The 22,598-nt window shown below is 37.1% G+C and carries 20 protein-coding genes; 19 read left to right on the forward strand and 1 reads right to left on the reverse strand.

From position 1 onward, the window contains the following. Nucleotides 1–157: 157 nt before the first annotated feature. From A5889_RS15740 to A5889_RS15785, 10 genes are all read left to right on the forward strand, one after another. The gene (locus A5889_RS15740; protein ID WP_087639721.1) at nucleotides 158–1,231 is read left to right on the forward strand and encodes a DUF916 and DUF3324 domain-containing protein; all 1,074 of its coding nucleotides are present in this window, start codon (nucleotides 158–160) and stop codon (nucleotides 1,229–1,231) included. Nucleotides 1,232–1,252: 21 nt separating this feature from the next. Further along, nucleotides 1,253–1,921, forward strand: a complete 669-nt coding sequence (locus A5889_RS15745; protein ID WP_087639722.1) for a hypothetical protein — start codon at nucleotides 1,253–1,255, stop codon at nucleotides 1,919–1,921. A gap of 10 nt (nucleotides 1,922–1,931) precedes the next feature. Next, complete coding sequence (gene lepB, locus A5889_RS15750) at nucleotides 1,932–2,687, forward strand: signal peptidase I (protein ID WP_087639723.1); 756 nt, start codon at nucleotides 1,932–1,934, stop codon at nucleotides 2,685–2,687. 22 nt (nucleotides 2,688–2,709) lie between these two features. Further along, nucleotides 2,710–3,378 (forward strand): signal peptidase I, encoded by a 669-nt coding sequence (gene lepB / locus A5889_RS15755; protein WP_254909542.1) that lies wholly within the window; start codon nucleotides 2,710–2,712, stop codon nucleotides 3,376–3,378. Between the two features lie 33 nt (nucleotides 3,379–3,411). Continuing rightward, nucleotides 3,412–6,015: a YfhO family protein gene (locus tag A5889_RS15760; protein ID WP_087639724.1), complete on the forward strand. Its 2,604-nt coding sequence runs from the start codon at nucleotides 3,412–3,414 to the stop codon at nucleotides 6,013–6,015. Continuing rightward, complete coding sequence (locus A5889_RS15765; protein ID WP_087639725.1) at nucleotides 6,008–6,979, forward strand: DUF5067 domain-containing protein; 972 nt, start codon at nucleotides 6,008–6,010, stop codon at nucleotides 6,977–6,979. The genes A5889_RS15760 and A5889_RS15765 overlap by 8 nt, the downstream gene beginning before the upstream one ends. After that, nucleotides 6,979–7,716 (forward strand): hypothetical protein, encoded by a 738-nt coding sequence (locus A5889_RS15770; RefSeq protein ID WP_087639726.1) that lies wholly within the window; start codon nucleotides 6,979–6,981, stop codon nucleotides 7,714–7,716. Before A5889_RS15765 ends, A5889_RS15770 begins: the two co-directional genes overlap by 1 nt. Nucleotides 7,717–7,864: 148 nt before the next feature. Further along, the gene (locus A5889_RS15775; protein ID WP_207114571.1) at nucleotides 7,865–9,430 is read left to right on the forward strand and encodes a hypothetical protein; all 1,566 of its coding nucleotides are present in this window, start codon (nucleotides 7,865–7,867) and stop codon (nucleotides 9,428–9,430) included. 176 nt (nucleotides 9,431–9,606) lie between these two features. After that, nucleotides 9,607–10,458: an HAD hydrolase family protein gene (locus A5889_RS15780; RefSeq protein WP_087639729.1), complete on the forward strand. Its 852-nt coding sequence runs from the start codon at nucleotides 9,607–9,609 to the stop codon at nucleotides 10,456–10,458. Between the two features lie 27 nt (nucleotides 10,459–10,485). Next, nucleotides 10,486–11,673: a hypothetical protein gene (locus A5889_RS15785; protein ID WP_087639730.1), complete on the forward strand. Its 1,188-nt coding sequence runs from the start codon at nucleotides 10,486–10,488 to the stop codon at nucleotides 11,671–11,673. A 153-nt stretch (nucleotides 11,674–11,826) separates the two neighbouring features. Here the strand turns inward: A5889_RS15785 and A5889_RS15790 are convergent, their stop codons facing one another. Continuing rightward, nucleotides 11,827–12,585: a MerR family transcriptional regulator gene (locus tag A5889_RS15790; protein ID WP_087639731.1), complete on the reverse strand. Its 759-nt coding sequence runs from the start codon at nucleotides 12,583–12,585 to the stop codon at nucleotides 11,827–11,829. Nucleotides 12,586–12,748: 163 nt separating this feature from the next. On the opposite strand from A5889_RS15790, the gene A5889_RS15795 reads away from it, so the two are divergent. The 9 genes from A5889_RS15795 (at nucleotide 12,749) to secG (ending at nucleotide 22,529) form a co-directional block, all read left to right on the forward strand. After that, nucleotides 12,749–13,105, forward strand: coding sequence for a DUF1827 family protein (locus A5889_RS15795; RefSeq protein WP_087639732.1), 357 nt, complete (start codon nucleotides 12,749–12,751; stop codon nucleotides 13,103–13,105). A gap of 157 nt (nucleotides 13,106–13,262) precedes the next feature. Beyond that, a complete protein-coding gene (locus tag A5889_RS15800; RefSeq protein WP_087639733.1) occupies nucleotides 13,263–13,673 on the forward strand; it encodes a GtrA family protein in 411 nt (136 codons plus the stop codon). An 88-nt stretch (nucleotides 13,674–13,761) separates the two neighbouring features. Continuing rightward, nucleotides 13,762–15,234: a nicotinate phosphoribosyltransferase gene (locus tag A5889_RS15805; RefSeq protein ID WP_087639734.1), complete on the forward strand. Its 1,473-nt coding sequence runs from the start codon at nucleotides 13,762–13,764 to the stop codon at nucleotides 15,232–15,234. Nucleotides 15,235–15,250: 16 nt separating this feature from the next. Then, a complete protein-coding gene (gene nadE / locus A5889_RS15810; protein ID WP_087639735.1) occupies nucleotides 15,251–16,078 on the forward strand; it encodes an ammonia-dependent NAD(+) synthetase in 828 nt (275 codons plus the stop codon). A gap of 917 nt (nucleotides 16,079–16,995) precedes the next feature. After that, entirely contained in the window at nucleotides 16,996–19,464 is a 2,469-nt protein-coding gene (locus A5889_RS15815) for a cation-translocating P-type ATPase (protein WP_087639736.1), read from the forward strand. Nucleotides 19,465–19,622: 158 nt separating this feature from the next. Then, nucleotides 19,623–21,413 carry a heavy metal translocating P-type ATPase gene (locus A5889_RS15820; RefSeq protein ID WP_087640408.1) on the forward strand — a complete coding sequence of 597 codons (1,791 nt, stop codon included), beginning with the start codon at nucleotides 19,623–19,625 and terminating at the stop codon, nucleotides 21,411–21,413. A gap of 142 nt (nucleotides 21,414–21,555) precedes the next feature. Then, nucleotides 21,556–21,828 (forward strand): (4Fe-4S)-binding protein, encoded by a 273-nt coding sequence (locus A5889_RS15825; RefSeq protein WP_087639737.1) that lies wholly within the window; start codon nucleotides 21,556–21,558, stop codon nucleotides 21,826–21,828. Between the two features lie 2 nt (nucleotides 21,829–21,830). Further along, on the forward strand, nucleotides 21,831–22,106 hold the full coding sequence (locus A5889_RS15830) for a GNAT family N-acetyltransferase (RefSeq protein ID WP_087639738.1): 276 nt from the start codon (nucleotides 21,831–21,833) through the stop codon (nucleotides 22,104–22,106). 186 nt (nucleotides 22,107–22,292) lie between these two features. Then, nucleotides 22,293–22,529, forward strand: a complete 237-nt coding sequence (secG, locus tag A5889_RS15835) for a preprotein translocase subunit SecG (RefSeq protein WP_087639739.1) — start codon at nucleotides 22,293–22,295, stop codon at nucleotides 22,527–22,529. Nucleotides 22,530–22,598: the final 69 nt, after the last annotated feature.

Below are 22,598 nucleotides of genomic sequence, written 5' to 3' on the forward strand. Positions count from 1 at the left end.
GAGCTGCTTCTGCTCCCGCCATTTATTTAATAAGCCTATTCGTTTAGAGAAGTAACAATAATTAGGAAGTATTTGTATCTAATTTTAACTATAGAAGTTGAGCATTTTTAGTCTTGGCTTATTGTAGTGATAGGACGAGAAAGGACAATCAAATCAAATGAAAAAAAGAATCAGCTTATACCTAATAATAGGATTATACATAGTATCGTTGTTTGGCTTTGCCCTGCCTGCACATGCTGAAAAGCAGTTTGCCTATGAATCGATCATGCCGGAAAATCAACAAGGAGATGTGCAATACTTCAATTTACGGATGAATCCAGGTCAAAAACAAACCGTTCAAATCATGCTCACAAACCGGGCAGAGGAAGAACAGACGATCACGATTGGATTGAATGGTGCTAAAACAAACTCAAATGGAGTTTTAGAATATGGTCCATCTTCAATAAAAAATGATGCTTCACTAAAATATGATTTCAAAGACATTGTAAAAGGCCCGACAGAAGTAACACTGGGACCTAAAGAAACTGCACCTTTGAATTTAGACATAACAATGCCGGAAGTCAGTTATGATGGTAAAATCGTTGGCGGAATTTATATGAAGTCAAAACCAAGCAAAAAAGAGGAAGAAGAGAAGAAAAAAGCGACGGGCGTTATCAACGAGTATGCCTTTGTAGTAGGTATGGTCTTGCAAGAAACGGATACAGCGATTACACCAGAATTAAAGCTGAATAGTGTTTCCGCTGGTCTATCAAATTACCGCAATAGTATTTTTGCCAATTTTTCGAATATCTCTGCAGATTTTGTCAGCGGAATGACTGTTGAAATGGAAGTGACGAAGAAAGGTTCAGAAGCGGTTCTTTATGATACAAAACGCGCAGATATGCGTATGGCTCCAAACTCACTGATCGATTTTCCATTGGAAATGAATGGTGATCAGATGGAACCAGGCGATTATAAAGCTCATATTCTAGTAACAAGCGGAGACAAAAAATGGACGTGGGATAAAGAGTTTAAAATCACAAAAGAAGATGCAGACAAATACAATGCGCAAGATGTGACACTGATCCAAGAACGAGGGATCAACTGGAAGCTGATTGCAATGATCGCAAGCGGTGTATTTATAGCCTTCTTGGCAATTTTCTTCACTGTTAGAGCGATGAATAATAAGAAAAAAACAAAGAAGAAGGGTAGTAAAAGCGGAGCAAAAAAGAAAAGAAAGAAGAGCAGCTAAATAAGAAGGGGGATCAGTAATATGGTTCTGTTAGATTGGTTTTTTATGGGGTTGCTTTCTTTAGCTATGCTTTGCTTTATGTTTGTGTTATTTTGCTTATTTTACTTCTTTGCAACGAAAAAGGAACTAAAAAAAGGCCAGTGGAGAAGGCGACCAAAAAATAAGGTGAAACGAAAAAGGTGGGTACGTGAAAGACGGCTGCTTGTTAGTCGTCAAAAACGTTACTTTAGAAATTCATTGATTTTCTTAGTTGTCATGCTTCTTTCAGCTGGATCTGCTGCATATGCTAGATACTATCAATTGACGAACTTAACGTCAGATGATGCCAAAGTAGTTGTTCAAGGGTATTTATTGACAGAAGATTTAGAAAAAAAGCTTACAACCATCAAAGAAGGCGGCAGCATCGATAAAGTCTATCCTCAGTTTCAAGAAGTAAGTTCATTATTGGTTACCTACGGCAATCGACCGGTTTCGGTGGGACTATCAGAGGAAGGCTCCAAGCTATTGACTCGTTATTATGTTTCGATGAAAGATGTTGGAATGAATTTATCGACTTTGACACAAGAACAATTAGCAAACAAAGAAATACTCGAAAGTTACCTGAAAGATATAAGTAAGATCAAAGAACGACAAAAAGCTGTTTTTACTTACTTTAAAGTCAATGAGTCGGCACTGAAACAGAAAAACTAGGAGACTCAACATGGAACAAAAGGCTAAAGTTAAGAACCATAAAAGACGTAAAAAGATAAGAGAGCAGACTGCCAAAAAAAAGAACGTAAAAAGCCGAAAGTCGCAACAAACAACGGCTAAGACAACGGTGACCTCTGCAGCAAAAAAGAAGCATTCTTCATCCAGAACAATAAATAGAAAAAAAGGGAAACGAAAAAAAACGAGTCAAAAAAGAAAAAGAAGTGAGCAAAGACACCAAATATACAAAGAAATTGGTATCAGCTTTTTCCTGTTGATGAGTCTTTTTTTTCTATTACAGTGGCTTTTCTTTAGCTTGCCGACAGTCAATGGTTATGGGATGACGGCTACATTGAACGATGGTGATCGACTTTTTGTAAGGAAGCACGCACAGATCAAGCGGTTTGATTTGATCTATTTTAAAAATCCCGTGAACGATCAGTTGATGATCAGGCGGGTCATTGGTCTACCAGGAGAAGAGATTACTTATGAAGAGGATCAATTGATGATCGATCAAAAGTTCGTTGTCGAACGATTTTTAGTGAACGAACAAAACGAAGCAAAAGCAGAGGAGCGCTTATTAACTGAAAATTTTTCTTTAGCTTCCTTGACAGGGTCTAGGGCTTTACCGAAGGGCAGCTATTTTGTATTGGGCGATAATCGTCATTACGCAGCGGATAGTCGTCAGTTTGGCTGGATCGATGAAGAAAACATTATTGGTGTTGTGAAAACAAGGCTGTTGCCGTTGCACAACATGACACAATTTTAATCGGGCAATGGGAGGAACAACTGTGGCAATCAATCAAATGCAGACACAGAAACCTAGAAAAGGACAATCTACGATCAAAAAGCGGCAACATTTTTCAAATAGGAGGCTCCCAAAAAATAAAAAAGTATCGGAGCGGGAAACTAAAAAAAGGCTGAACATTCGTGAAGGGCTCCTGCTTTTTTTGGTAGCCCTGTGCATTCTCGGTTTATTACAAATCAAAACACATCGAGTTGACGGACGCTCGATGCTGCCTACGCTGCAAAATAATGATCGAATCATTGTGAGAAAAGGTCAATCACCGAACCGCTACGATTTGATCACTTTCGATCCGGAAATACCGGAGGAATCCAGTTACGTGAAGCGTGTGATCGGTATGCCGGGAGATCAGCTTTGGACAGATCAAACAGGTGTGTACTTAAGACCAAAACAGGCAGATGTATGGAATGATGTAAATGATCAATTAACTGCCTTCCAGTTGCCTGACAGTACATTAAAGTTGACTGTTAGTGAAGAAGTAGCTCGAAAATTACGCAATATTTCAGCGATTCCGGAAGGAAGTTATTTTGTTTTAGGCGATAATCGGAATGCCTCAAAAGACAGCCGTCACTTTGGGTTGGTCGAAGCAGAACAAATTGAAGGAACGGTGGTTTGCCGTTTTTATCCCTTTGATCGAGCAGGGCGCATAAATTGAAAAAGAGATTAAATATCTAGGAGGAAACGCAGTATGAAGTATAAAGAATGGATCAAACATAAGGGCTGGGCATTTTTATTGAGCATTCTTTTACCGATCAGCATCATGGGCTTTGTTTATTTTCTTCTAGGAATTTATCCAGGCAGCGAGAAAACGATTTTAGCTAGTGATGCTTTATCGCAAACGTCTAATTTTTTTGCCAGTTTCAACAATGCTTTACATGGAAAACAGAGCTTTTTATATACTTGGTACGGCTCTTTAGGGCTGAATTACTGGTCCTTTATGGCGTACTATATCAATGGTATTTTTAGCCCACTTGTTTATTTTTTTGATAACAGTCAAATACCAGACGCATTGTATATGATCCTTTTACTGAAATTCGGTGCGATCGGCGGAACATTTTGGGTAATGAGCGATCGTATTTTCAAAATTCCCCAATGGAGCAAATTGATTTTGAGTGTCAGTTTTGCCTTAAGCGGATTTTGCGTTGCGTATTCTCCGCAGCAAATGTGGCTGGACGGGTTGATTTATCTACCGTTAGTTATTTTAGGGATTCACCGCTTGATGGATGAAAGAAAACCGGCATTATTGTTTATCAGTTATTTACTCTTGTTTTTATCAAACTTTTACATGGCTTTCATGATCGGTGTCTTTTCTTTTCTATATGTATTATGTCGATTTATATTAGCGCCGCAAACGTACAAAAAGACGTTGATCACCTATTTGATTACTTCGCTTTTAGCAGGCGGAGCTTCAATGGTCACTATTTTACCTACCTTACTTGATTTGAAAAACAATGGGGAAAGCTTAACTAAATTAAGTCGTTTGTTTACAAATGATACAGGGATCTGGGATATTCCAGTCAAAACCATGGTAGGTGTCTATGATACTAGTAAATACGGAAGTGCACCGTTTCTGTATTTTGGTTTATTAGGAACGATTTTTTGCCTTTTCTATTTTGTTAGTCCAAAAATAAAATTAAAAAATAAACTCGTATACGGCAGTCTTTTTTTCCTTTTGATCGCCAGTGTTTATATTGAACCAATGAATCTATTTTGGCATGGATTCCATGCGCCAAATATGTTTTTATTCCGTTTTAGCTTTCTATTTTCTTTTTTAGGATTACTTTTAGCAGGGTTCGGACTGGAAAAAGCGACGAAAGAAGACGGTAATCGCATATTAAATATCGTTTTAGGCATCATTTTTCTTTATGTTTTGATCGTTTTCTTAGCGAATCGCAAACGTTATGATTTTTTAGATAAAAATGCTGTCCTGGCTAGTGTCGTTTTTCTGATTGTTTACTTGCTGATTTTGTTACTGAAAGATCGCTTCAAATCAAAACAAACTATTTGGTTATTTCTTTTAGTAGCTGTTTTCATCGGAGAAATGACATTGAATGCTCAAAAATTAGTGGAGGGAATTGCAACTGAATGGCGTTACCCAGAACGAATTGCCTACACTCAAAACTATGAAGATGTGCATCGATTAGTTGAATGGACAAAAGAGCAAAATGATACTTTATACCGCGTAGGAAATCTCAACAGTAGTTCAAGAAATGAAAGTTTTATTCACGGCTACAGCGGAGTTTCAATGTTTTCATCGATCCGAAACCGTCATTCTTCAATGTATATGAATGAATTAGGATTTCGTTCAACAGGAACCAATTTAACGATCCAATATATCAATAACACGCTAGTGATGGATTCTTTGTTAGGAATCAAATACAATTTAGCGCAGAATGATCCAGATAAATTTGGCTTTACTCTTAAGAAAAAAGTCGGTAAATATGGTGTGTATGAAAATGAATTTGCCTTACCTTTAGGCATGCTGACGGATAAAGGCATATACAAAAAAGATGTGGTAAAAAATCAAACAGAGTTGTTGCAGTATTTATCCGGCGAAACAGATTCGTTCTTCTATTTTTCTGAGATCAAAACGGTCAAAGAAGAAAATGTTCAAGTTGAAGATCATGATTCTGTCTTATTTTACTCCAAAACAATGCCTAATAAACTGAGAACACTGACTTATTCAGTCGATGTTCCGGCACGTTCACAAGCCTACCTTAGCTTGTACGGTCAGGGAACCGAGGTTGACGTCAAAATGAAAGTCAATGGTGTTGAAAGTTGGGCTGGTTTGGAAGGAACGGGGCAATATTATAATTTAGGCTACTATGATAAAGCTGAAACAGTAGAGGTCGAAGTCAGCTTCACAGGTGACCGGGTGGTCCATTTAGTGAGGCCGAATGCTATGTTTATCAACGTCGATACATTTAAAGAGGCGATTCAAAAGGTGAAGGAAAAAGAAGTTGACTTTAAAACAGATGGGCGTACTGCAGAGGCTAAGGTGAATTTAGATAAAGAACAAGTGGTCTTGACGACGATTCCTTATGATAAGGGATGGCAAGCCTACATTGATGGAGAAAAAGTGGCTATTCCGACCTTCAAAGATGCTTTTCTTGCGTTGCCAGTCGCAAAAGGCAGTCATACGATCAAATTCGTCTTTGTTCCACAAGGGCTTAAACTGGGAGTGATTTTATTTGTCAGTTGTATTCTTCTTTTTACTTTCTACAACTGGCAACTAATAAAAAAGAACAAACAAAGCTTAATAGTAATTGAGAATGGAGGGTACTATGACTAAGAAACCAATAAAGGTATTACTGTTGTTCTTACTTCTTGTTTTTAGTGGTTGTTCAGCTAAATTAGCAGACAAAAAAGAATCTTTTGAGGCAAAAGGGATCGATTATAAGATCCAGTTGCCGAGTACATGGGAAACAGTGACGGATTTCAAAGTAAAATACAGTAATGAAGCAGTATTTGGTGCACAAGATACCAAAAGTAACTCAACTTTAGTCGTCATGGGTCAAAGAAAAGAAGCAGTAACGCTGGATGAAGATTTTGGCAAGCGGATGCGAAAAGAACTGAAAGAACAGTATAACTATAAAAAAGAATCTGAAATCTTTATGAAAGAATTTAAGGTTGGGAAATATAAAGGATACAAATATACCTTAGATACAATGTTTGAAAAGCGTTCAACTTGGCTGCATTTATACTACATTGAAACAGCGCACGGACTGCTTCAGTTAAATTATTATTCAGCAAATGATGGCGGCCATGAAAAAAGAGCGGAAATCATTGATGAATCGGCACGTTCTGTAAAAGAAGTCAGTGATTCAGGAAGCGACACTTCTGATGAAACAGATGAAGTAGTTTTTAAAAACGAAACCCTTTCGATCGAATTGACTGGTGTGATGAATTTAAATGGTGAAGGCAGCAAAAAATTACTTGCGTTACGCTATACAGTTGAAAATATCGGTGAACAAGATGTGACAGCTAAAATTTGGGATGAAGCAATTCAGGTAACTCAAAATGGTCAAACCTTAGCCGAAGGCAAACTACCAAAAGAAAACACGATATTGGATATTCCTAAATTGATCGAGCAGAAAAATGAAGCAATTGCGATAGGAGCCAGTGCAGAAAGTGTGTCTTTATATGAGCTGAAGGATACAAGTGAAGTGACTTTAATTCCTTCAAAAGAACGCTTTGCAGAAGCCGATGAGATTCCGATCGTCATAACGACTGCAGCAGAGGAAGGAGATAAATAATGAAACATAGAAACTATTTGTTTATACTTGCTCTATTTATCTGTCTTTTATTAGCGGCAGGTTGCTCAGGTAAAAATAATGCAGCTGAGGTTGAGCATCAGCAACTGATTTGGCAAGAACAGCGAGAGAAGCCTTTTGGTACATTTGATTATCCAGAAATTTCAGAGGATGAGGCATTGGACTTGCTGAAAAATAAATTTGAGGTGAAGGTTCCTGAAATCATTCCACAGACTAAAAAGTTATTTGATGAAAAGATCATCACCACTAACCTTGAAGCAAAGAAAGCTGAGTACTCCCTCTATGCTTCTGGAAATGACCTTTTAGTTCGAGGGTATTACCCTGTCTACAAAGGAGAAGAATTAATTGTTTTTGCATTAATCGATCTGAAATATTCGTTTGATAAAGAGCAAAAAGAAGTTCGTTTAGCTTCGCAAAGCTTGGCACTGTCAAATTATGGAAAAGAAGAGGCGTATCCAAAGGACAATTTCAATGAACTGCTATTGGAAGTGGCTCAAAACATCGATATTTCAAAGGATACAGCTGATTTAGCTATCCAAAATTTTGAGAAAGATTACAAAGAAGTCGATAAACGACCGGCTTCAAAAACAGTGGTCGTCTATGGAAATGATGAAGAAGCGGAAGAAAAGAAACTAGTTTCTCAAACCTTGCGAGTTGGATTCAATGATAAACGAGAATTTAGAGAAATTCATGCGGCAATCATCGACTATACAGAGTAAAAGAATGATTCGTTATATAAGTGATTTGAGAGAAAAGAGGTGAGCTCGGATAAAGATGGAACGGAATCGACAGCGAATACTCCTATTTATTGTGTTTTTGCTGTTAAGTATCATACCGCTGCTATTTACTCATATAGGAAAAGAAGTCATGTATCGAGGGGATGATCTTTATTTTCATCTCAATCGAATCGAAGGCTTAGCTTTGGGCATAAGAAATGGAGATTATAGTCCTAAAATCAACTATTTTTTTCTCTATGGGATGGGTTATGGCTCACCAATATTTTATTCAGATATTTTCCTTTATCCGGCTAGTTTGCTGAGGATATTGGGTCTGTCAATAAGCAATAGTTATATTATTTTCTTGATAGGGATAAATTTTATGACTTATTTGATTGCTTATTATAGTTTTCTTTTTTATAAAAAAGTCCCTTTTCAAGCATTTCTTTTTGCTGTTTTATATGGGACAGCTTCTTACCGCTTAAGTGACTTGACGGAAAGAGCTGCTTTAGGAGAAGTATTGGCCCTTACGTTTATTCCGCTAGCATTTGTCGGTATGTGGTCAATTTTTGAAGGAGACAGGGATAAATTTTATTTGTTATCTCTGGGAATGTCAGCCTTGATTTTAAGCCATGTATTAAGTGCGTTTATCTTTAGTCTATTTGTTTTAGTTTACTTACTATTTAATATACGTCATATAATCAGTGAAAAAACAAGATTAGTTGCCTTTTTTAAAGCAATTGGACTAACGATATTATTATGCCTAGGTTTTCTCGTGCCGTTGGCTGAACAAGTCGTACAGCAATCATTCACATTTCAAACAAATCAAGTAACACAGCTTAGTCAGGAAGTTGGAACGATCGTCGATTATTTGAACATTGCTATTCGAAATAGTGGGTTTAATAACATAGGGCTGTTGATGATCGGGTTACTATTTTTCCTAGGATTAAATTACAGTAGTTTTTCTAAACGAGCGAAACAATTACTTATGATCGCAGGCTTATTTTTATTTGCCTCAACGAGTTTCTTTCCTCATAGATTATTGGATAATACATTAATGAACGCGATTCAATTTCCTTGGCGCTTATTTTCGATCGTTACTTTTTGTATTTGCTGGTTATTTGCAGAAAATTATTCTTTGATCATAAAAAAAGAGTACTGGAGAAAATTACTTTCATACGGTGTTATGGCGATAGCTCTGGTACTTGTGTTTACGCATGGTTTTTTTGTGGCAGATGTTGAGCGGTTGGTTACCAAAGATCAGATTGAGCAGTTGCCTTCAACATTTTTAGGATGGGGCAATGAATATATCCCTTCTGATACTGATCTTCAGGAATTGATTCAAGCACCTAAAACGATCCGCAATAGTAAAGGGATCAAACTAGAAAATGTCACCTTTGATTATGGCGCAGTCGACTTGGATTATCAGATAGATGAAAAAGATTCAAAAGAAGCGATCGTTTTCCCTTTCATTTATTACAAAGGCTATCAAGCTAAGGTGAATGGAAAAATGCTGGAAGCATACAATAGTCCAACTTTTCCAGGCCTTAGTGAGCTACGTTTGAGTGGAAAAGGAACTGTTCACTTTGCCTATTACTGGACAAAGCTTCAACTACTGTCAGCTGCTATTTCAACAGGAACTTTGTTGTTTCTAGTCGTCTGGCTATCGAAGCAGAACAACAAGAAACAGAAAATAGTAAATGAAAAAAACGAATGATCGAAAGGGCTATGTTGCCTACCGCACAGGTAATCAACATGGCTTTTTTGATATGTTCTATTTTTTACAGGAAACAATTCACCAAAATAAAAAATCAAAATATATAATCGTCTTCTTTATGCTATACTTAATCAAGCGAATAAAATGGAAAATGAATTGTAAGGGGAGAATAAGTAGTGAACGTTGTTTTTTGTGATATAGATGGTACTTTTCAAGAGATGGGTCAAGAAATTCCGCAAGTTAATTTTGACGCAATTTATGCGCTTCAAAAACAAGGAGATCATTTTGTGTTTATCAGTGGACGTGGTTTTGCGCAATTAGAAGAATTGATGAATCAGCTTGATAGTGAATGTGATATGATTTTTAGTAATGGTGGTGGTCACAAATTAGTCGGTCAGCCAGTTGAGTATAACCATTGTTTGCCTTTGGATGAATGCAAAAAAGCGATCACGATTTTGGAGGATCGCAACATTTTTTATCATCTTCATACGAACGAAGGAATCATTTTAAAACCAGTAGAGAATTATGAAGATAATATTTTAGCTTTGAGAGAAAAACTTGCGCCAATGGGAGACATTGGAAAGCAAATCATGGATTTTAAAGAAAACTTCTTTAAAACAGAATGCAATCATGTAGAGGATCCATTGGCCTATTTAGTAGAGCATCCTGAGGTGAAAGTAATGAAGATCGAATTGATGGAAGCAAGTGATGCCGAACATGAGAATTTACGTAGATTATTGGGAAGCGATACCGCGTATGTCTTTTCTTCATTTACGCAGTGTCTAGAAGTTGTCGATCCAAAAAGCAGCAAAGGTTATGCGATCAATGAATTTATGAGTGCTTATCCAGATGCGGTCAGCTATGGCATTGGAGACGGAGAAAATGATTTGGCGATGCTGGAAGCTGTTGATGTTTCGCTTGCGGTGGGTAACGCGTTGGATATCGTCAAAGAACAATGTGATCGAGTGATTGGCGACTGCGCTGATGGAGGCGTGGGAAAATTTATTTTTGAAGAATTAATAAAATAAATAGTTATGTTGGTAAAAGGAGAACGAATGGAAAATATAAAAGAACAGATTCATCGCGATCTTGACTATTACAAATCAGGGATCCGACAACTTTATCAAAGGAGCTATCAGCTGTATATATTTGGACTGATTGCTGTAATGCTTTTGACTGTCACAGGGATAGGTGTTTCAACTGCTATTTTGAGGGGGATTTTAGTACTTGTTTTTATTAGTGAAGTTGTCGGCTTGCTATATTTGCTTCGCTTTTTAAAAGAAGCTTCCTTTGAAAGCTATTTTAAGGAAATTCCAGAAAAATTGATCGAGGCGTTTCCGGTGATGCAGGAAAGTGCGCCGCAAGAAGATAATCAAGCCTATTATTTTTTAGATAGCCAGGGCGAATTGATCAAATTAAACAAGAAAAATATTCGTAATTTTCCTTCGGCTATCAAACAATATACATTACTAGTAGGTTTCAACTATGAAACAGATAAAGTTAGATTTGAGCAGCCGCTGCATTTTTATTACTATGATATTACAGCGATCACACACTCAGACAGCTATAAAAAAGAAGTGTTGAAGAATACTAATTTCTTGGCAAAACGCCGAAAAAGAAGGATTCGTACAATTATCTTGACGTTGATCGGTATTGTTCTAGCGAGTGCTGTGGTCTATTTTGGAGCAAAAACTTATTTTAACGATAATGGTTCTTCAATTTTTGAAAATCGATTACGAGATGAGGCTGATTTCGATAACGATGAACAAAAAACGATGATTCAGTCAATGGACATATCAAGAGGAAATGAGACTGTCACATTAACGCTGCCTCAGGAACTTCATGATCAATCTGGCTATTTTATGGATATTGCTGATGAAGATGGATATTCATATCAATCGTTTATGAGCGAAACCTATTTTATCGATGTTAGCATGATAGAGAAAGCTACATACGGTAGTTTTTCCGAGTATTTGAAAAAGGCAGCTCAAACGAGAGCTGAATCTCCGGTCGATAAAAAAACGGAAAAAATTCATGAAGATTTTTTTATTACTGAATATCGTGAAGAAGCAAAACAAGATGCTGAACAAGGTCAAATGATGGTGTATTATTTTGAATCAGAGGAGAATTATGGTTCGATCAGCCTGAGTTTCAAGGATGCTGATGAGCTGAACTTACCTGCTGATACAGCCTTGAGCATACTAAAAGAGCTTAAATTTGAGCGAAAAGAGAATATACTATAAAAAAAGTGGTCAAAAGTCAGAGCTTTTGACCATTTTTTCAAAAACGAGCACTACGCAAATCGTAGTGCTCGTTTTTTACTCTAATTATTCGACTTTTGACTTAGCCGTTTTTGATTTAGAAGTACTGTTTTGCATTTGATCTGTATATTGTTCCTATTTCGCAAACTCTTGGATGATCTGATTCAATGTTTCGGCAGCTCTGTCACCAACACGATCATTGTAATAAGCAGCAAAACGTTCATCGCCAACATACATTTGACCTAGTCCTCTGTGCATTTCAACAGAATAGTTAGGGGAAGTGATCATCAGCCATTCTCTGTGTTTTGAAAATACAGTTTTTGCTTCATCCGATTGATACTCGTTTGTTTGTATGACTATTTTCAAAGCATCAAACATTTCTTTTTCAATGCGCTCCATTTTTTCAACTTCTGCTTCACTTAAATTTAGCCACTGCTTATTTGAAGCGGCTACAGTTTCTTCTCCGTATTTTTCACGGATTTCTTTTCCATATCGTTCTTCATTTTCTTGTAGCTTTTGTTGTTTAAAGCCAATAAATTTTTCTTTATCAGTCATATTTATCTCTCCTTTTTGATAGTGGATCGTTTTTTCTACAGTCAGGATCAGATGATCGATCATCGTTCGTTTTTCTAAAAGCTGCTCATAGTGTTCCTGTAATGCTTTTTGAGGATCATAATGAGGATCATTTAACAACTTTTGGATATCCTCAAGCTTCATCTCTAGCGAGCGGTAAAAAAGAATTTGCTGAAGACGATCGATTTCTTTTGTACCATATATACGATAACCGGAAGAATTGATGCGCGCAGGGTTCAATAAGCCGATTTCGTCATAGTAGCGTAATGTTCGTGTACTGATTCCGGATAATTCAGCAACTTTTTTGATTGTATATTCCATCTTTTTCCCTCCTGTGTAACTAAGCATAAACCTTTACCTAACGTGAAGGTCAAGTCTTTTATTTACAATAACATATAAAATCTCTGATTTACAAATAGGCAAAGAAAGAGTAAAATTTATGTAAGGTTAATCAGACAGGGATAGTTGAAAAGGAGCTACATATATGAAATTGATCGAAACACCAATAAATAAAAATTTGAATTTAGAATATTTTTATCCAAATATCACAAAATTTGTTTTTGGTTCTAAAGCAATCAAGTTTTTTAAATTATATGCACTAGACCGAACACAGATCGTTTATGCGGATGCCTATGATAAAATCGACATCATCATGATCAATACGAAGAAAAAAATTGCAAAAGCGGAAGTTGACTTTGTGATCAAAAGACTCTTGAATGCAACAAGAGAAGATGTCGATGTACATATCGGCATAAAAAATAAAATGACTGAAGCAGGCTATTCTTTTAGTGCACCTAGAAAGGATATCATTGTAATTCAAAAAAATGTTTATGCTGAGTAAGTAAAAGCACCAAAAAGGGAAAATAGCGATTGCCCTTTTTGGTGCTTTTACTTTATCAACGAATGAACGATTCGCTTATAACTAAAAAGTAGAAAATCAGTAGGCTTTCGTTTCCATTTTTGTTAAAATAGAAGCACAATGAAAGGAAGAGTGAAAATTGAAAGAGTTATTTCATAAATATAAAGAAGTGATTTCTTATTTAGTTTTTGGTGTGGCAACAACAGTTGTTAACATTGTTGTGTTTTTTATCTGTAAAGATCTTTTTGGCATTGATTATAAAATCAGTAATACGATCGGCTGGTTCTTATCTGTCTTGTTTGCATTTTTTACAAATAAGTATTTTGTTTTTGCAAGTCAGCATGTTGATTTGAGAGCATTTTTTAAAGAAATGCTGCTATTTTACTGGTATCGTATTTTATCGTTTGTCATTGATATGGCTCTGATGGTATTGATGATCGAGTGGCTGCATATTTCTGATTTTTGGGCTAAAATGGTCACACAGGTCGTCGTGATCGTATTAAATTATTTCTTTAGCAAGTTTTTGATTTTCAAGAACAAGGCTTCTTAAGAAGTAAAACGAGTTTTTGGTTGAAATAATGAAGTTTTGTTATAATAAAGGATAATGTTTTATAAAAAGTAAAGGATGGCATGGTGAGATGAAGCGAGTTTATAAAGATGATAGTTTAACGTTACATACTGATTTATATCAAATCAATATGATGCAAACATATTGGAAGTTAGGACGTGCAGATATCCATTCTGTTTTTGAATGTTATTTTCGAGAAATGCCGTTTAATCATGGCTATGCAATTTTTGCCGGATTAGAGCGACTAGTCGATTATTTAGAGAATCTAACATTTTCTGACACGGATATTGCGTATCTTAGAGAAGTAGAGGATTATCCAGAAGATTTTCTGACCTACTTAAAAGAATTTGAATTTAAATGTACGGTCCGTTCCGCTTTGGAAGGCGATCTAGTGTTCAATAACGAACCTTTGATCCAGGTTGAAGGACCATTAGCTCAGTGTCAGTTGATCGAAACAGCTTTATTAAATATGGTCAATTTTCAAACATTGATCGCAACAAAAGCTGCTCGAATCAAGTCAGTGATTGGTGATGATCCGTTGATGGAATTTGGGACACGTCGAGCACAAGAGTTGGATGCGGCTATTTGGGGAACACGTGCGGCATTTATCGGCGGGGCAGATGCTACGAGCAATGTGCGCGCAGGCAAAATTTTCGGTATCCCTGTGAGTGGAACACATGCCCATTCACTTGTTCAGTCCTATGGTAATGATTACGATGCGTTCATGGCTTATGCTCAAACCCACAAAGATTGTGTCTTTTTAGTTGATACGTATGATACCTTGAAGTCAGGCGTGCCAAGTGCGATTCGTGTAGCACGTGAGATGGGTGATAAAATCAATTTTCTTGGTGTTCGTTTGGATAGCGGGGATATGGCCTATATCTCTAAACGTGTGCGTGAGCAGTTGGATGAAGCTGGCTTCCACGAGGCAAAAATTTACGCTTCAAATGATCTGGATGAAAATACGATTTTGAGTTTAAAAATGCAAAAAGCTAAGATCGATGTTTGGGGTGTTGGAACCAAGCTGATCACGGCGTACGACCAGCCTGCATTAGGAGCGGTGTTCAAGTTAGTGTCGATCGAAGATAAAGATGGCAAGATGAAAGACACGATCAAGCTTTCAAGCAATGCGGAAAAAGTGACTACGCCAGGGAAAAAACAAGTGTGGAGGATCACACGTAAGTCAGATAAAAAGTCTGAAGGCGACTATGTCACTTTATGGGACGAAGATCCGCGCGAACAGGAAGAAATTTACATGTTCCATCCAGTGCATACATTTATCAACAAGACAGTTAGAAATTTTGAAGCAAGAGCAGTCTTGCAGGATATTTTTGTTGAAGGAAAAAGAGTGTATGAATTACCGACATTGGAAGAAATCAAGCATTATGCCAAAGAAAATCTCGATTCATTATGGGAAGAGTACAAACGAGATCTTAATCCGCAAAAATATCCAGTAGATCTATCGACAGAATGCTGGAATCATAAAATGCGTCTACTTGAAAAAGTCCGTGTTGATGTAAAGGCACTAACAGAAAATAAATAAATTGGAGGAATGTTTCATGGATTCTTTGCAAAAAGCGATCATCGAAGAATTAGGTGCAAAATCTCAAATCGATCCTAAAGAGGAAATTCGTAAGAGTATCGATTTTATGAAAAGCTATTTATATAAGTACCCATTTTTAAAAACGTTGGTGTTAGGAATCAGCGGTGGTCAAGACTCAAGCTTGGCCGGAAGATTGGCACAGCTTACAATGGAAGAAATGCGCATAGAAACCAAAGATAATTCTTATCAATTTATTGCCGTTCGCTTACCATATGGCGAACAGGCAGATGAAGCAGATGCCAAAAAGGCGTTGGATTTTATCAAACCAGATATTTCCTTGCGAGTAGATATCAAACCGGCGATTGATGCGAGCGTGGTTTCACTGAGTGAGACGGGTGTTTCAATAAGTGATTTCAACAAAGGTAATATGAAAGCTCGTCAACGGATGATCGTACAATACGCTATTGCAGGTGAAAAATCAGGTGCTGTAATAGGAACAGATCATGCTGCAGAAAATATTACTGGTTTTTACACGAAATATGGTGATGGTGGAGCAGATATCTTACCGTTGTTCCGTTTGAACAAGCGACAAGGCAAAGCTCTATTGAAAGAATTAGGTGCGCCAGCAGAACTTTATTTAAAAATCCCAACTGCAGATCTAGAAGACGATAAGCCGTTAGTAGCGGATGAAGTCGCTTTAGGTGTGACTTACGATGACATTGATGATTATGTGGAAGGAAAAGAGGTTTCTGCAAAAGCAAAAGAGACGATCGAGAACTGGTATAAAAAAACGCAACACAAACGCCATATGCCAATTACGATTTTTGATGATTTTTGGAAATAATAGTACATTGTAGTTTGTTTCGTGTTTGGTGCGAATCATAAGTGCACATGAAATCACTGAGAGATTCGCACCAAAAAATCGAGATAAATGGATTGTAAGTGTTCTTATTCTCGTGGAAATTTAATATGAGAGAAGAATTTAAGGTGAATAATAGCGGATATGTAATGTATTTCTGCTTTATTCACAGTCTGGCTCCGTTTAGAGCTAGACGTTTCTCCTTTATGTTTATATATTATCTCAATTTTTTAAGTAGAAACTTCTCATGCATTCTCCTTATTTTTATGTTAAAGATTCCGGGAAATGAGATCTTAGTACTCCAACGTTTTTCTCCATTGAAGGACATCTGATTTTACTTTTATCAAAAACTATAGAGAGAAAAACATTTACAGATATTTTAATCAAGGTATCTGAAGTAGATTAACCCTAAATCCCAAAAAGTAGCTATCCTATAACGTATTATGGCACTTTCTACAAAAGTGTCCCGCTGAAACGAGAAAAATAGAAAGCTCGATTTATCGAAGTTTCTATTTTGTTATGGCAATAGACAAATGATCTTTAGTATTTTTGATTTCTGAAAGTATTTAGGTTCAGAATATTTATCACGATAGAGAACCATGCGAATTAAGTAATCCGTAAAAAGTTTCACTGCCAATAGAGTGAGGCTTTTTTTAGTTTCTATTTATTAATAACAAGAAACGAGATAAATAGTGGGAGCTGGAAAAATTCTTTCTATCTGGAATTAGCAATGACAATCCAAGAAAATGATGTTAAATACACTTTGAATAGAGCAAGAAAGGGCCATTCTTGTTCAATTGATTAAAAAAAGTGTAAACTTAAAGCTATAATCAGTATTTATGACAAAAGTATTCTACAATTAATTAAGTATAAACATCAGAGGAAAGTGAATTGGGTGAACTATGAAAAAATTGTTTAAGAAAAAAAGAGATATCGATAATGAAACGTTTTTTTCATCAGAAGAAAAACAACAAGGAATAGCTACTGAAGATATAAGGATTCCAGAGATGATCAAAGGGCTATCCGACCAAGAAGTCGAAGCACTCTATGCTGAAGGAAAATACAATAAGGAAACAGAAGATCTATCCAGAACAACGAAACAGATCATTTTGGATAATTCATTGACATTATTTAATTTCATTAATTTATTTCTGGCAATCGCTGTTTTTGCTGTAGGATATCCTAAAAATGCGCTTTTTTTCTGGATCATCATCATCAATACAGCAATTGGTGTTTTTCAAGAAATTCATGCGAAACGAACGATCGACAAGCTATCGATCGTCAATAAAACAGAGGTTTTAGCGCTAAGACAAGGGCAATTGAAAAAGATTTTTCAAGATGACATTGTTTTAGGTGATGTGCTCGTTTTGACATTAGGGAATCAAGTGCCATCTGACGGCATCGTTCTTCATGGAGAAGGTATGGAGGTTGATGAATCGCTGTTAACGGGAGAGTCTGATAAGATCCTAAAAGTTAATGGAGATAAAATCATGAGCGGGAGCTTTATCACTTCTGGTTTAGGTTTTGTCAAAATCACAGCTGTAGGTGAAGATAATTTTGTTTCCAAGTTGTCTAAAGAAGCAAAAACAGAGAAAAAATCAACATCAGAGCTTATGAATTCGTTAAATCTTTTGATTAAAGGACTGACTTTTGCGATCGTGCCTATTGGAGTATTGCTATTTTGGTCTCAATATCAATCAACACACTCATTTCCTAAAACAGTCTTAGGCGTATCCGGTGCATTGATCAGCATGATACCAGAAGGATTGATGCTTTTGACTAGTGTGGCATTTGCCGTAGGTGCAGCAAATTTGGCGCGGAAGCAAACGCTGATTCAGCGCTTAGCATGTATCGAAACACTAGCACGTGTGGACACGATTTGTTTGGATAAAACCGGGACGATCACCGATGGAACATTAACATTCAAGGAGCTGATTCCGTTAGCGGGTTTTCCTTCGAGTGAGATCGAGCGCGCGATGAGCGAGATGATGGCGGGTCTGTCCGATCAAAATGCAACTGCAAAAGTACTGAGAAAAAGATTTCCTCAGCAACAAGCAGAATGGACAGTAAAAAAAGTCATGCCGTTTTCTTCTGATCGAAAGTGGAGTGGTATTACATTTAATGAAAAAGGAACTTTTGTAATGGGCGCTCCTGAATTTATTTATTCTGAGCTGCCGAATGAACTTCGTGAAAGACTTGCGCCTTATAATGAGCAAGGCGATCGAGTGTTGATTTTGATTCATTCTGATGAAGAGTTAACGGGTCCGATCCTGCCAAATGAAAAAGAAACGGTAGCTATCTTTATTATCGCAGATACATTACGAGAAAATGCTGCAGATACATTCTCTTATTTTGCGAAACAGGATGTTACTCTAAAAGTTATTTCTGGTGACAATCCAATCACAGTTTCTCAGATTGCCAAACAAGCTGGAATTGCAGGAGCTGAACACTTTGTTGATATGAGTAAAGTATCTGATTCTGAAAATTTTAATGAGCTGGTTGAAAAAACAACGGTTTTTGGTCGAGTAACACCGTATCAAAAAAGGGAACTGATCCAGGCTTTAAAAGAAAATGGTCATACGACGTGTATGACAGGTGATGGCGTAAATGATATTCTTTCTTTAAGAGAAGCAGATGTTAGTGTGGCAATGGCTAGCGGAAGCGATGCAGCTAGAGCTGTGTCAGATGTCGTGTTACTGAATTCAGACTTTAGTTCTATGATCCAAGTATTGAATGAAGGCCGTCGTGTTATCAATAATATTGAACGTGTAGCATCGATGTATATGGTCAAAACGATCTATTCTGCCATTCTTGCAGTGACGTTCATTTTCTTATTATTGCCGTATCCATTTGCTCCGTTACAGTTAACACCGATCAATACGTTAACAGTTGGTATTCCATCATTTATTTTAGCGCTGGAGCCAAATTATCAGCGGATCAAAGGTCATTTTTTGACCAATATCCTTAGAATTTCGGTGCCGGGTGCTTTGACAGTTGTTTTTAATATTTTGATTTTACAATTGGCTGGAATTTGGTTTGGATTGCCGCATCAAGAAGTTTCTACGATGTGTGTTCTTTTAACTGGATGCGTTGGCTTTCAAGTGCTTTTTAGAGCAGCAAGACCTTTAGACTTGAAAAAGAAAATCATGATCGGATTGCTGATTGCAGCATTCTTAGTCTGCTTCTTGATTTTTGGAGAATTTTTCATGCTGACCTCCTTATTCACAAGGAACGTGTTCTTCTACTTACCACTTGTTTTAGGTAGCCGTTCCATCTTCAATTACATTTCATTGGTGATGACTAGAGTGGTTTACGAAGTGGAAAAGAGAAAAGAAAATAGAAAGATCAAAAAGAAAAAACGTGTGATTTAAGCTGAAAATGACCTGGGCGAGTAAAATGTCCAGGTTATTTTTTGGCTGTTTTTAATAAAGAATGACAATCATTTTCATTTAAGCCTTTTGGTTTTGTTCTATTGTTCTTTGAGGGTATTCTTGACTAAAAGAGATCTTTTGTGAAAGGCGTGGCTACGATGAAACATTTGACAAAATTACTGATCACGATCAGCACAGGAATACTAGCTTTATTATTTGAATTTATTCTTCATCAACCTTCATTTGCATTTGGTATTATTTTAATAACGGGTTCGATTATGGCATTTTCAATGCTGATAGAGATGATCCACACACTAAAGTCAGGGCGCTATGGCGTGGATATACTAGCGATCACAGCAATTGTTGCCACATTGGCCGTCGGTGAGTATTGGGCAAGCTTGATGATTCTGATCATGTTGACCGGTGGTGATTCTTTGGAAGACTATGCAGCAAAGCGTGCGAATAAAGAATTGAAGTCGCTTTTGGATCATTCTCCTCAAATAGCTCATCGGCTGTTAGGTGATTCCTTATCTGATGTTCGTGTCGAGCAAATCAAAATTGGTGATGAGCTAGTCGTGAAACCAGGAGAAATCATACCAGTCGATGGCAAAATTTTGAGAGGCAAGTCAGCGGTGGACGAAGCATCTTTGACCGGTGAATCACGTCCAGTAAACAAAAATCTTGGAGATTCTGTGATGTCGGGTTCTATCAATGGAGAAAGTTCTTTGACGATCCAAGCAGAAAAGACAGCCGCAGACAGTCAATATCAAATGATTGTGAAACTGGTTAAAGAGTCCCAAACGCAGCCTGCACATTTTGTTCGCATGGCTGACCGCTATGCTGTGCCTTTTACGATTGCCGCTTATGTGATTGCTGGAGCTGCCTGGTTTTTTTCAAAGGACCCAACTAGATTTGCGGAAGTGTTAGTTGTTGCTTCACCATGTCCGTTGATTTTAGCAGCTCCGATTGCTTTAGTTGCCGGCATGAACCGTTCAAGTAGGAATGGGATCGTTATAAAAACTGGAACTTCTATAGAAAAAATAGCCGATGCAAGAACAATCGCTTTTGATAAGACTGGGACGATCACCAAAGGAGAACTTTCTGTCGCACAAGTTGTTGCTTTAGGGTCTATTGCTGAGGATGAGTTACTTGTTTTAGCAGCGAGTGCTGAACAAGAATCAAGTCATATTTTAGCACGGTCGCTTGTCAATTATGCATCAAAAAGTCATAGCTTGAAAAAGGTTTCGAGTCTTGAGGAAACAACTGGTGCTGGTGTGAAAGCGATTATTGAAGGAAACACGATTCTTGTCGGTAAGCCAACATTTGTTTCAAAAGATACAATAGAAGATATCCCAGAGCAAACAGCTATCTATGTTTCTATGAATGACCACTATTTAGGATATATTACTTTCACTGATAGTGTTAGACCAGAAGCTAAGCAAACGATGAGCCAACTTCGAAAGCTTCAAATCAGTCATTTATTGATGTTGACTGGAGATCATCAGAAAATTGCCGAAGAGATCGCGTCAGAAGTCGGCATTACAGAAATTCACTCAGAGTGTTTGCCTCAAGATAAAATCGACGTGTTGAAAAAATTGCCAGAATCAAGTCGTCCAGTGATCATGGTAGGCGATGGTGTCAATGATGCACCTTCTTTGGCTGTTGCAGATATCGGAATCGCGATGGGTGCTCATGGGTCAAGTGCTGCAAGTGAGACGGCAGATGCGGTTATTTTAAAAGATGACTTAGAAAAGGTCAGTAAAGCGGTTAAAATCTCAAAAGATACGATGAAAATTGCTAAGCAATCTGTATTGATCGGTATTGCTATTTGTACTATTTTGATGCTGATCGCTAGTACAGGAGTGATTCCAGCTTTATTTGGGGCAGTGTTGCAGGAAGTGGTAGATACTGTGTCGATCCTTTCTTCACTACGGGCTAGAAATGATTGATGTAGGAACGATTAGTTGCCTTGCTGGTTTTAAGTTGTTAAAATGTAGCTATAGATAAAGCGTGTTATCTAATTTCAGTAACAAGAGGCTAAAAAACATGTATCAAATTTTAGTAGTGCTTGTTAGATGAGGAGGAAAAACGATGGACGGCAGTAAAATCGATGGAAAAAATGTAACAGAGGAGATGCTTTTAGACCAAGGGTATCGTAAATACTCGGGAGAAAAATTAGATATATACTATAGCAAGGATATTTGTGCTCACATTGGTAATTGTGTGCGGGGCAATCCTGATGTATTTGAAGTAGGACGTCGTCCTTGGATCATCGCAGATAATGGCGGAGTAGAAGACGATATTCGGGTAATCAATACATGTCCGAGCGGGGCATTAAAGTATATTCGAAAGGATGGAAAATAAGAATGGAAATCAAAGAAGAAACAGGGCGTTTTGCTTTATATAACGACGAAAACCAAGAAATTGGTGAAATGACTTGGTCAGATGCAGGCACTGAAATGATGATCATTGACCACACATTTGTTGATCCAGCGTACAGAGGTCAAAAACTAGCTGAAAAATTAGTTTATCAAGGGGTGGAAAAAGCCCGTCGAGAAGGGAAAAAAATTATTCCGTTATGTCCGTTCGCAAAAAAAGAATTTGATACAAAGCCAGAATATAAAGATGTCTTAAGAGCGTAATAAAAATAGAGATTCTTCTGATGTTTAGAATCCATCAATTAAAAGTTTAGGATGCGACTCACTGAGTGGCATCCTAGACTTTTTTCCGACAAAAAGACAGAGCATTTTTCAATTTTAACTAGTATTTAAAAAAGAATTATGCTAAAGTATAGTAGATGTATTTTGTGAATAAGGGAGAATTAAACTATGTATAATTTTATTTTAACACTTGTAGTCATTTTGTCAGTAGTGATGGTCATTGCTGTAATGATGCAACCAAGCAAACAAAATAGCGCAGCAAGTGCCTTTACAGGTGGAGCAGATAAACTTTTCGGCAAACAAAAAGCTCGTGGTTTTGAAGCTGTGATGCAAAGAGCAACAGCAGTGATTGGCGCTGTTTGGATGTTACTATTATTTGTCTTAGTATTATTATCATCAAAGTAAGACCTTTGAAGTCCCTCATTTACTGAGGGACTTTTTTATTTCCTCAAAAAGCAACGGAAAAAAGTCAGC

The organism is Enterococcus sp. 9D6_DIV0238 (assembly GCF_002174455.2).
Taxonomy (GTDB): Bacteria; Bacillota; Bacilli; order Lactobacillales; family Enterococcaceae; genus Enterococcus_L; species Enterococcus_L dunnyi.

Bases quoted from the DNA above. Each gene is read 5' to 3' on its own strand.
- A5889_RS15765 (WP_087639725.1), top strand. From the start codon at position 6,008: ATGACTAAGAAACCAATAAAGGTATTACTGTTGTTCTTACTTCTTGTT.
- A5889_RS15830 (WP_087639738.1), top strand. From the start codon at position 21,831: ATGGAAATCAAAGAAGAAACAGGGCGTTTTGCTTTATATAACGACGAA.
- A5889_RS15770 (WP_087639726.1), top strand. From the start codon at position 6,979: ATGAAACATAGAAACTATTTGTTTATACTTGCTCTATTTATCTGTCTT.
- A5889_RS15775 (WP_207114571.1), top strand. From the start codon at position 7,865: ATGTATCGAGGGGATGATCTTTATTTTCATCTCAATCGAATCGAAGGC.
- A5889_RS15795 (WP_087639732.1), top strand. From the start codon at position 12,749: ATGAAATTGATCGAAACACCAATAAATAAAAATTTGAATTTAGAATAT.
- lepB (WP_087639723.1), top strand. From the start codon at position 1,932: ATGGAACAAAAGGCTAAAGTTAAGAACCATAAAAGACGTAAAAAGATA.
- A5889_RS15785 (WP_087639730.1), top strand. From the start codon at position 10,486: ATGGAAAATATAAAAGAACAGATTCATCGCGATCTTGACTATTACAAA.
- A5889_RS15790 (WP_087639731.1), bottom strand. From the start codon at position 12,585: ATGGAATATACAATCAAAAAAGTTGCTGAATTATCCGGAATCAGTACA.
- A5889_RS15820 (WP_087640408.1), top strand. From the start codon at position 19,623: ATGAAACATTTGACAAAATTACTGATCACGATCAGCACAGGAATACTA.
- A5889_RS15805 (WP_087639734.1), top strand. From the start codon at position 13,762: ATGAAGCGAGTTTATAAAGATGATAGTTTAACGTTACATACTGATTTA.
- nadE (WP_087639735.1), top strand. From the start codon at position 15,251: ATGGATTCTTTGCAAAAAGCGATCATCGAAGAATTAGGTGCAAAATCT.
- A5889_RS15825 (WP_087639737.1), top strand. From the start codon at position 21,556: ATGGACGGCAGTAAAATCGATGGAAAAAATGTAACAGAGGAGATGCTT.
- A5889_RS15745 (WP_087639722.1), top strand. From the start codon at position 1,253: ATGGTTCTGTTAGATTGGTTTTTTATGGGGTTGCTTTCTTTAGCTATG.
- A5889_RS15740 (WP_087639721.1), top strand. From the start codon at position 158: ATGAAAAAAAGAATCAGCTTATACCTAATAATAGGATTATACATAGTA.
- A5889_RS15815 (WP_087639736.1), top strand. From the start codon at position 16,996: ATGAAAAAATTGTTTAAGAAAAAAAGAGATATCGATAATGAAACGTTT.
- A5889_RS15760 (WP_087639724.1), top strand. From the start codon at position 3,412: ATGAAGTATAAAGAATGGATCAAACATAAGGGCTGGGCATTTTTATTG.
- secG (WP_087639739.1), top strand. From the start codon at position 22,293: ATGTATAATTTTATTTTAACACTTGTAGTCATTTTGTCAGTAGTGATG.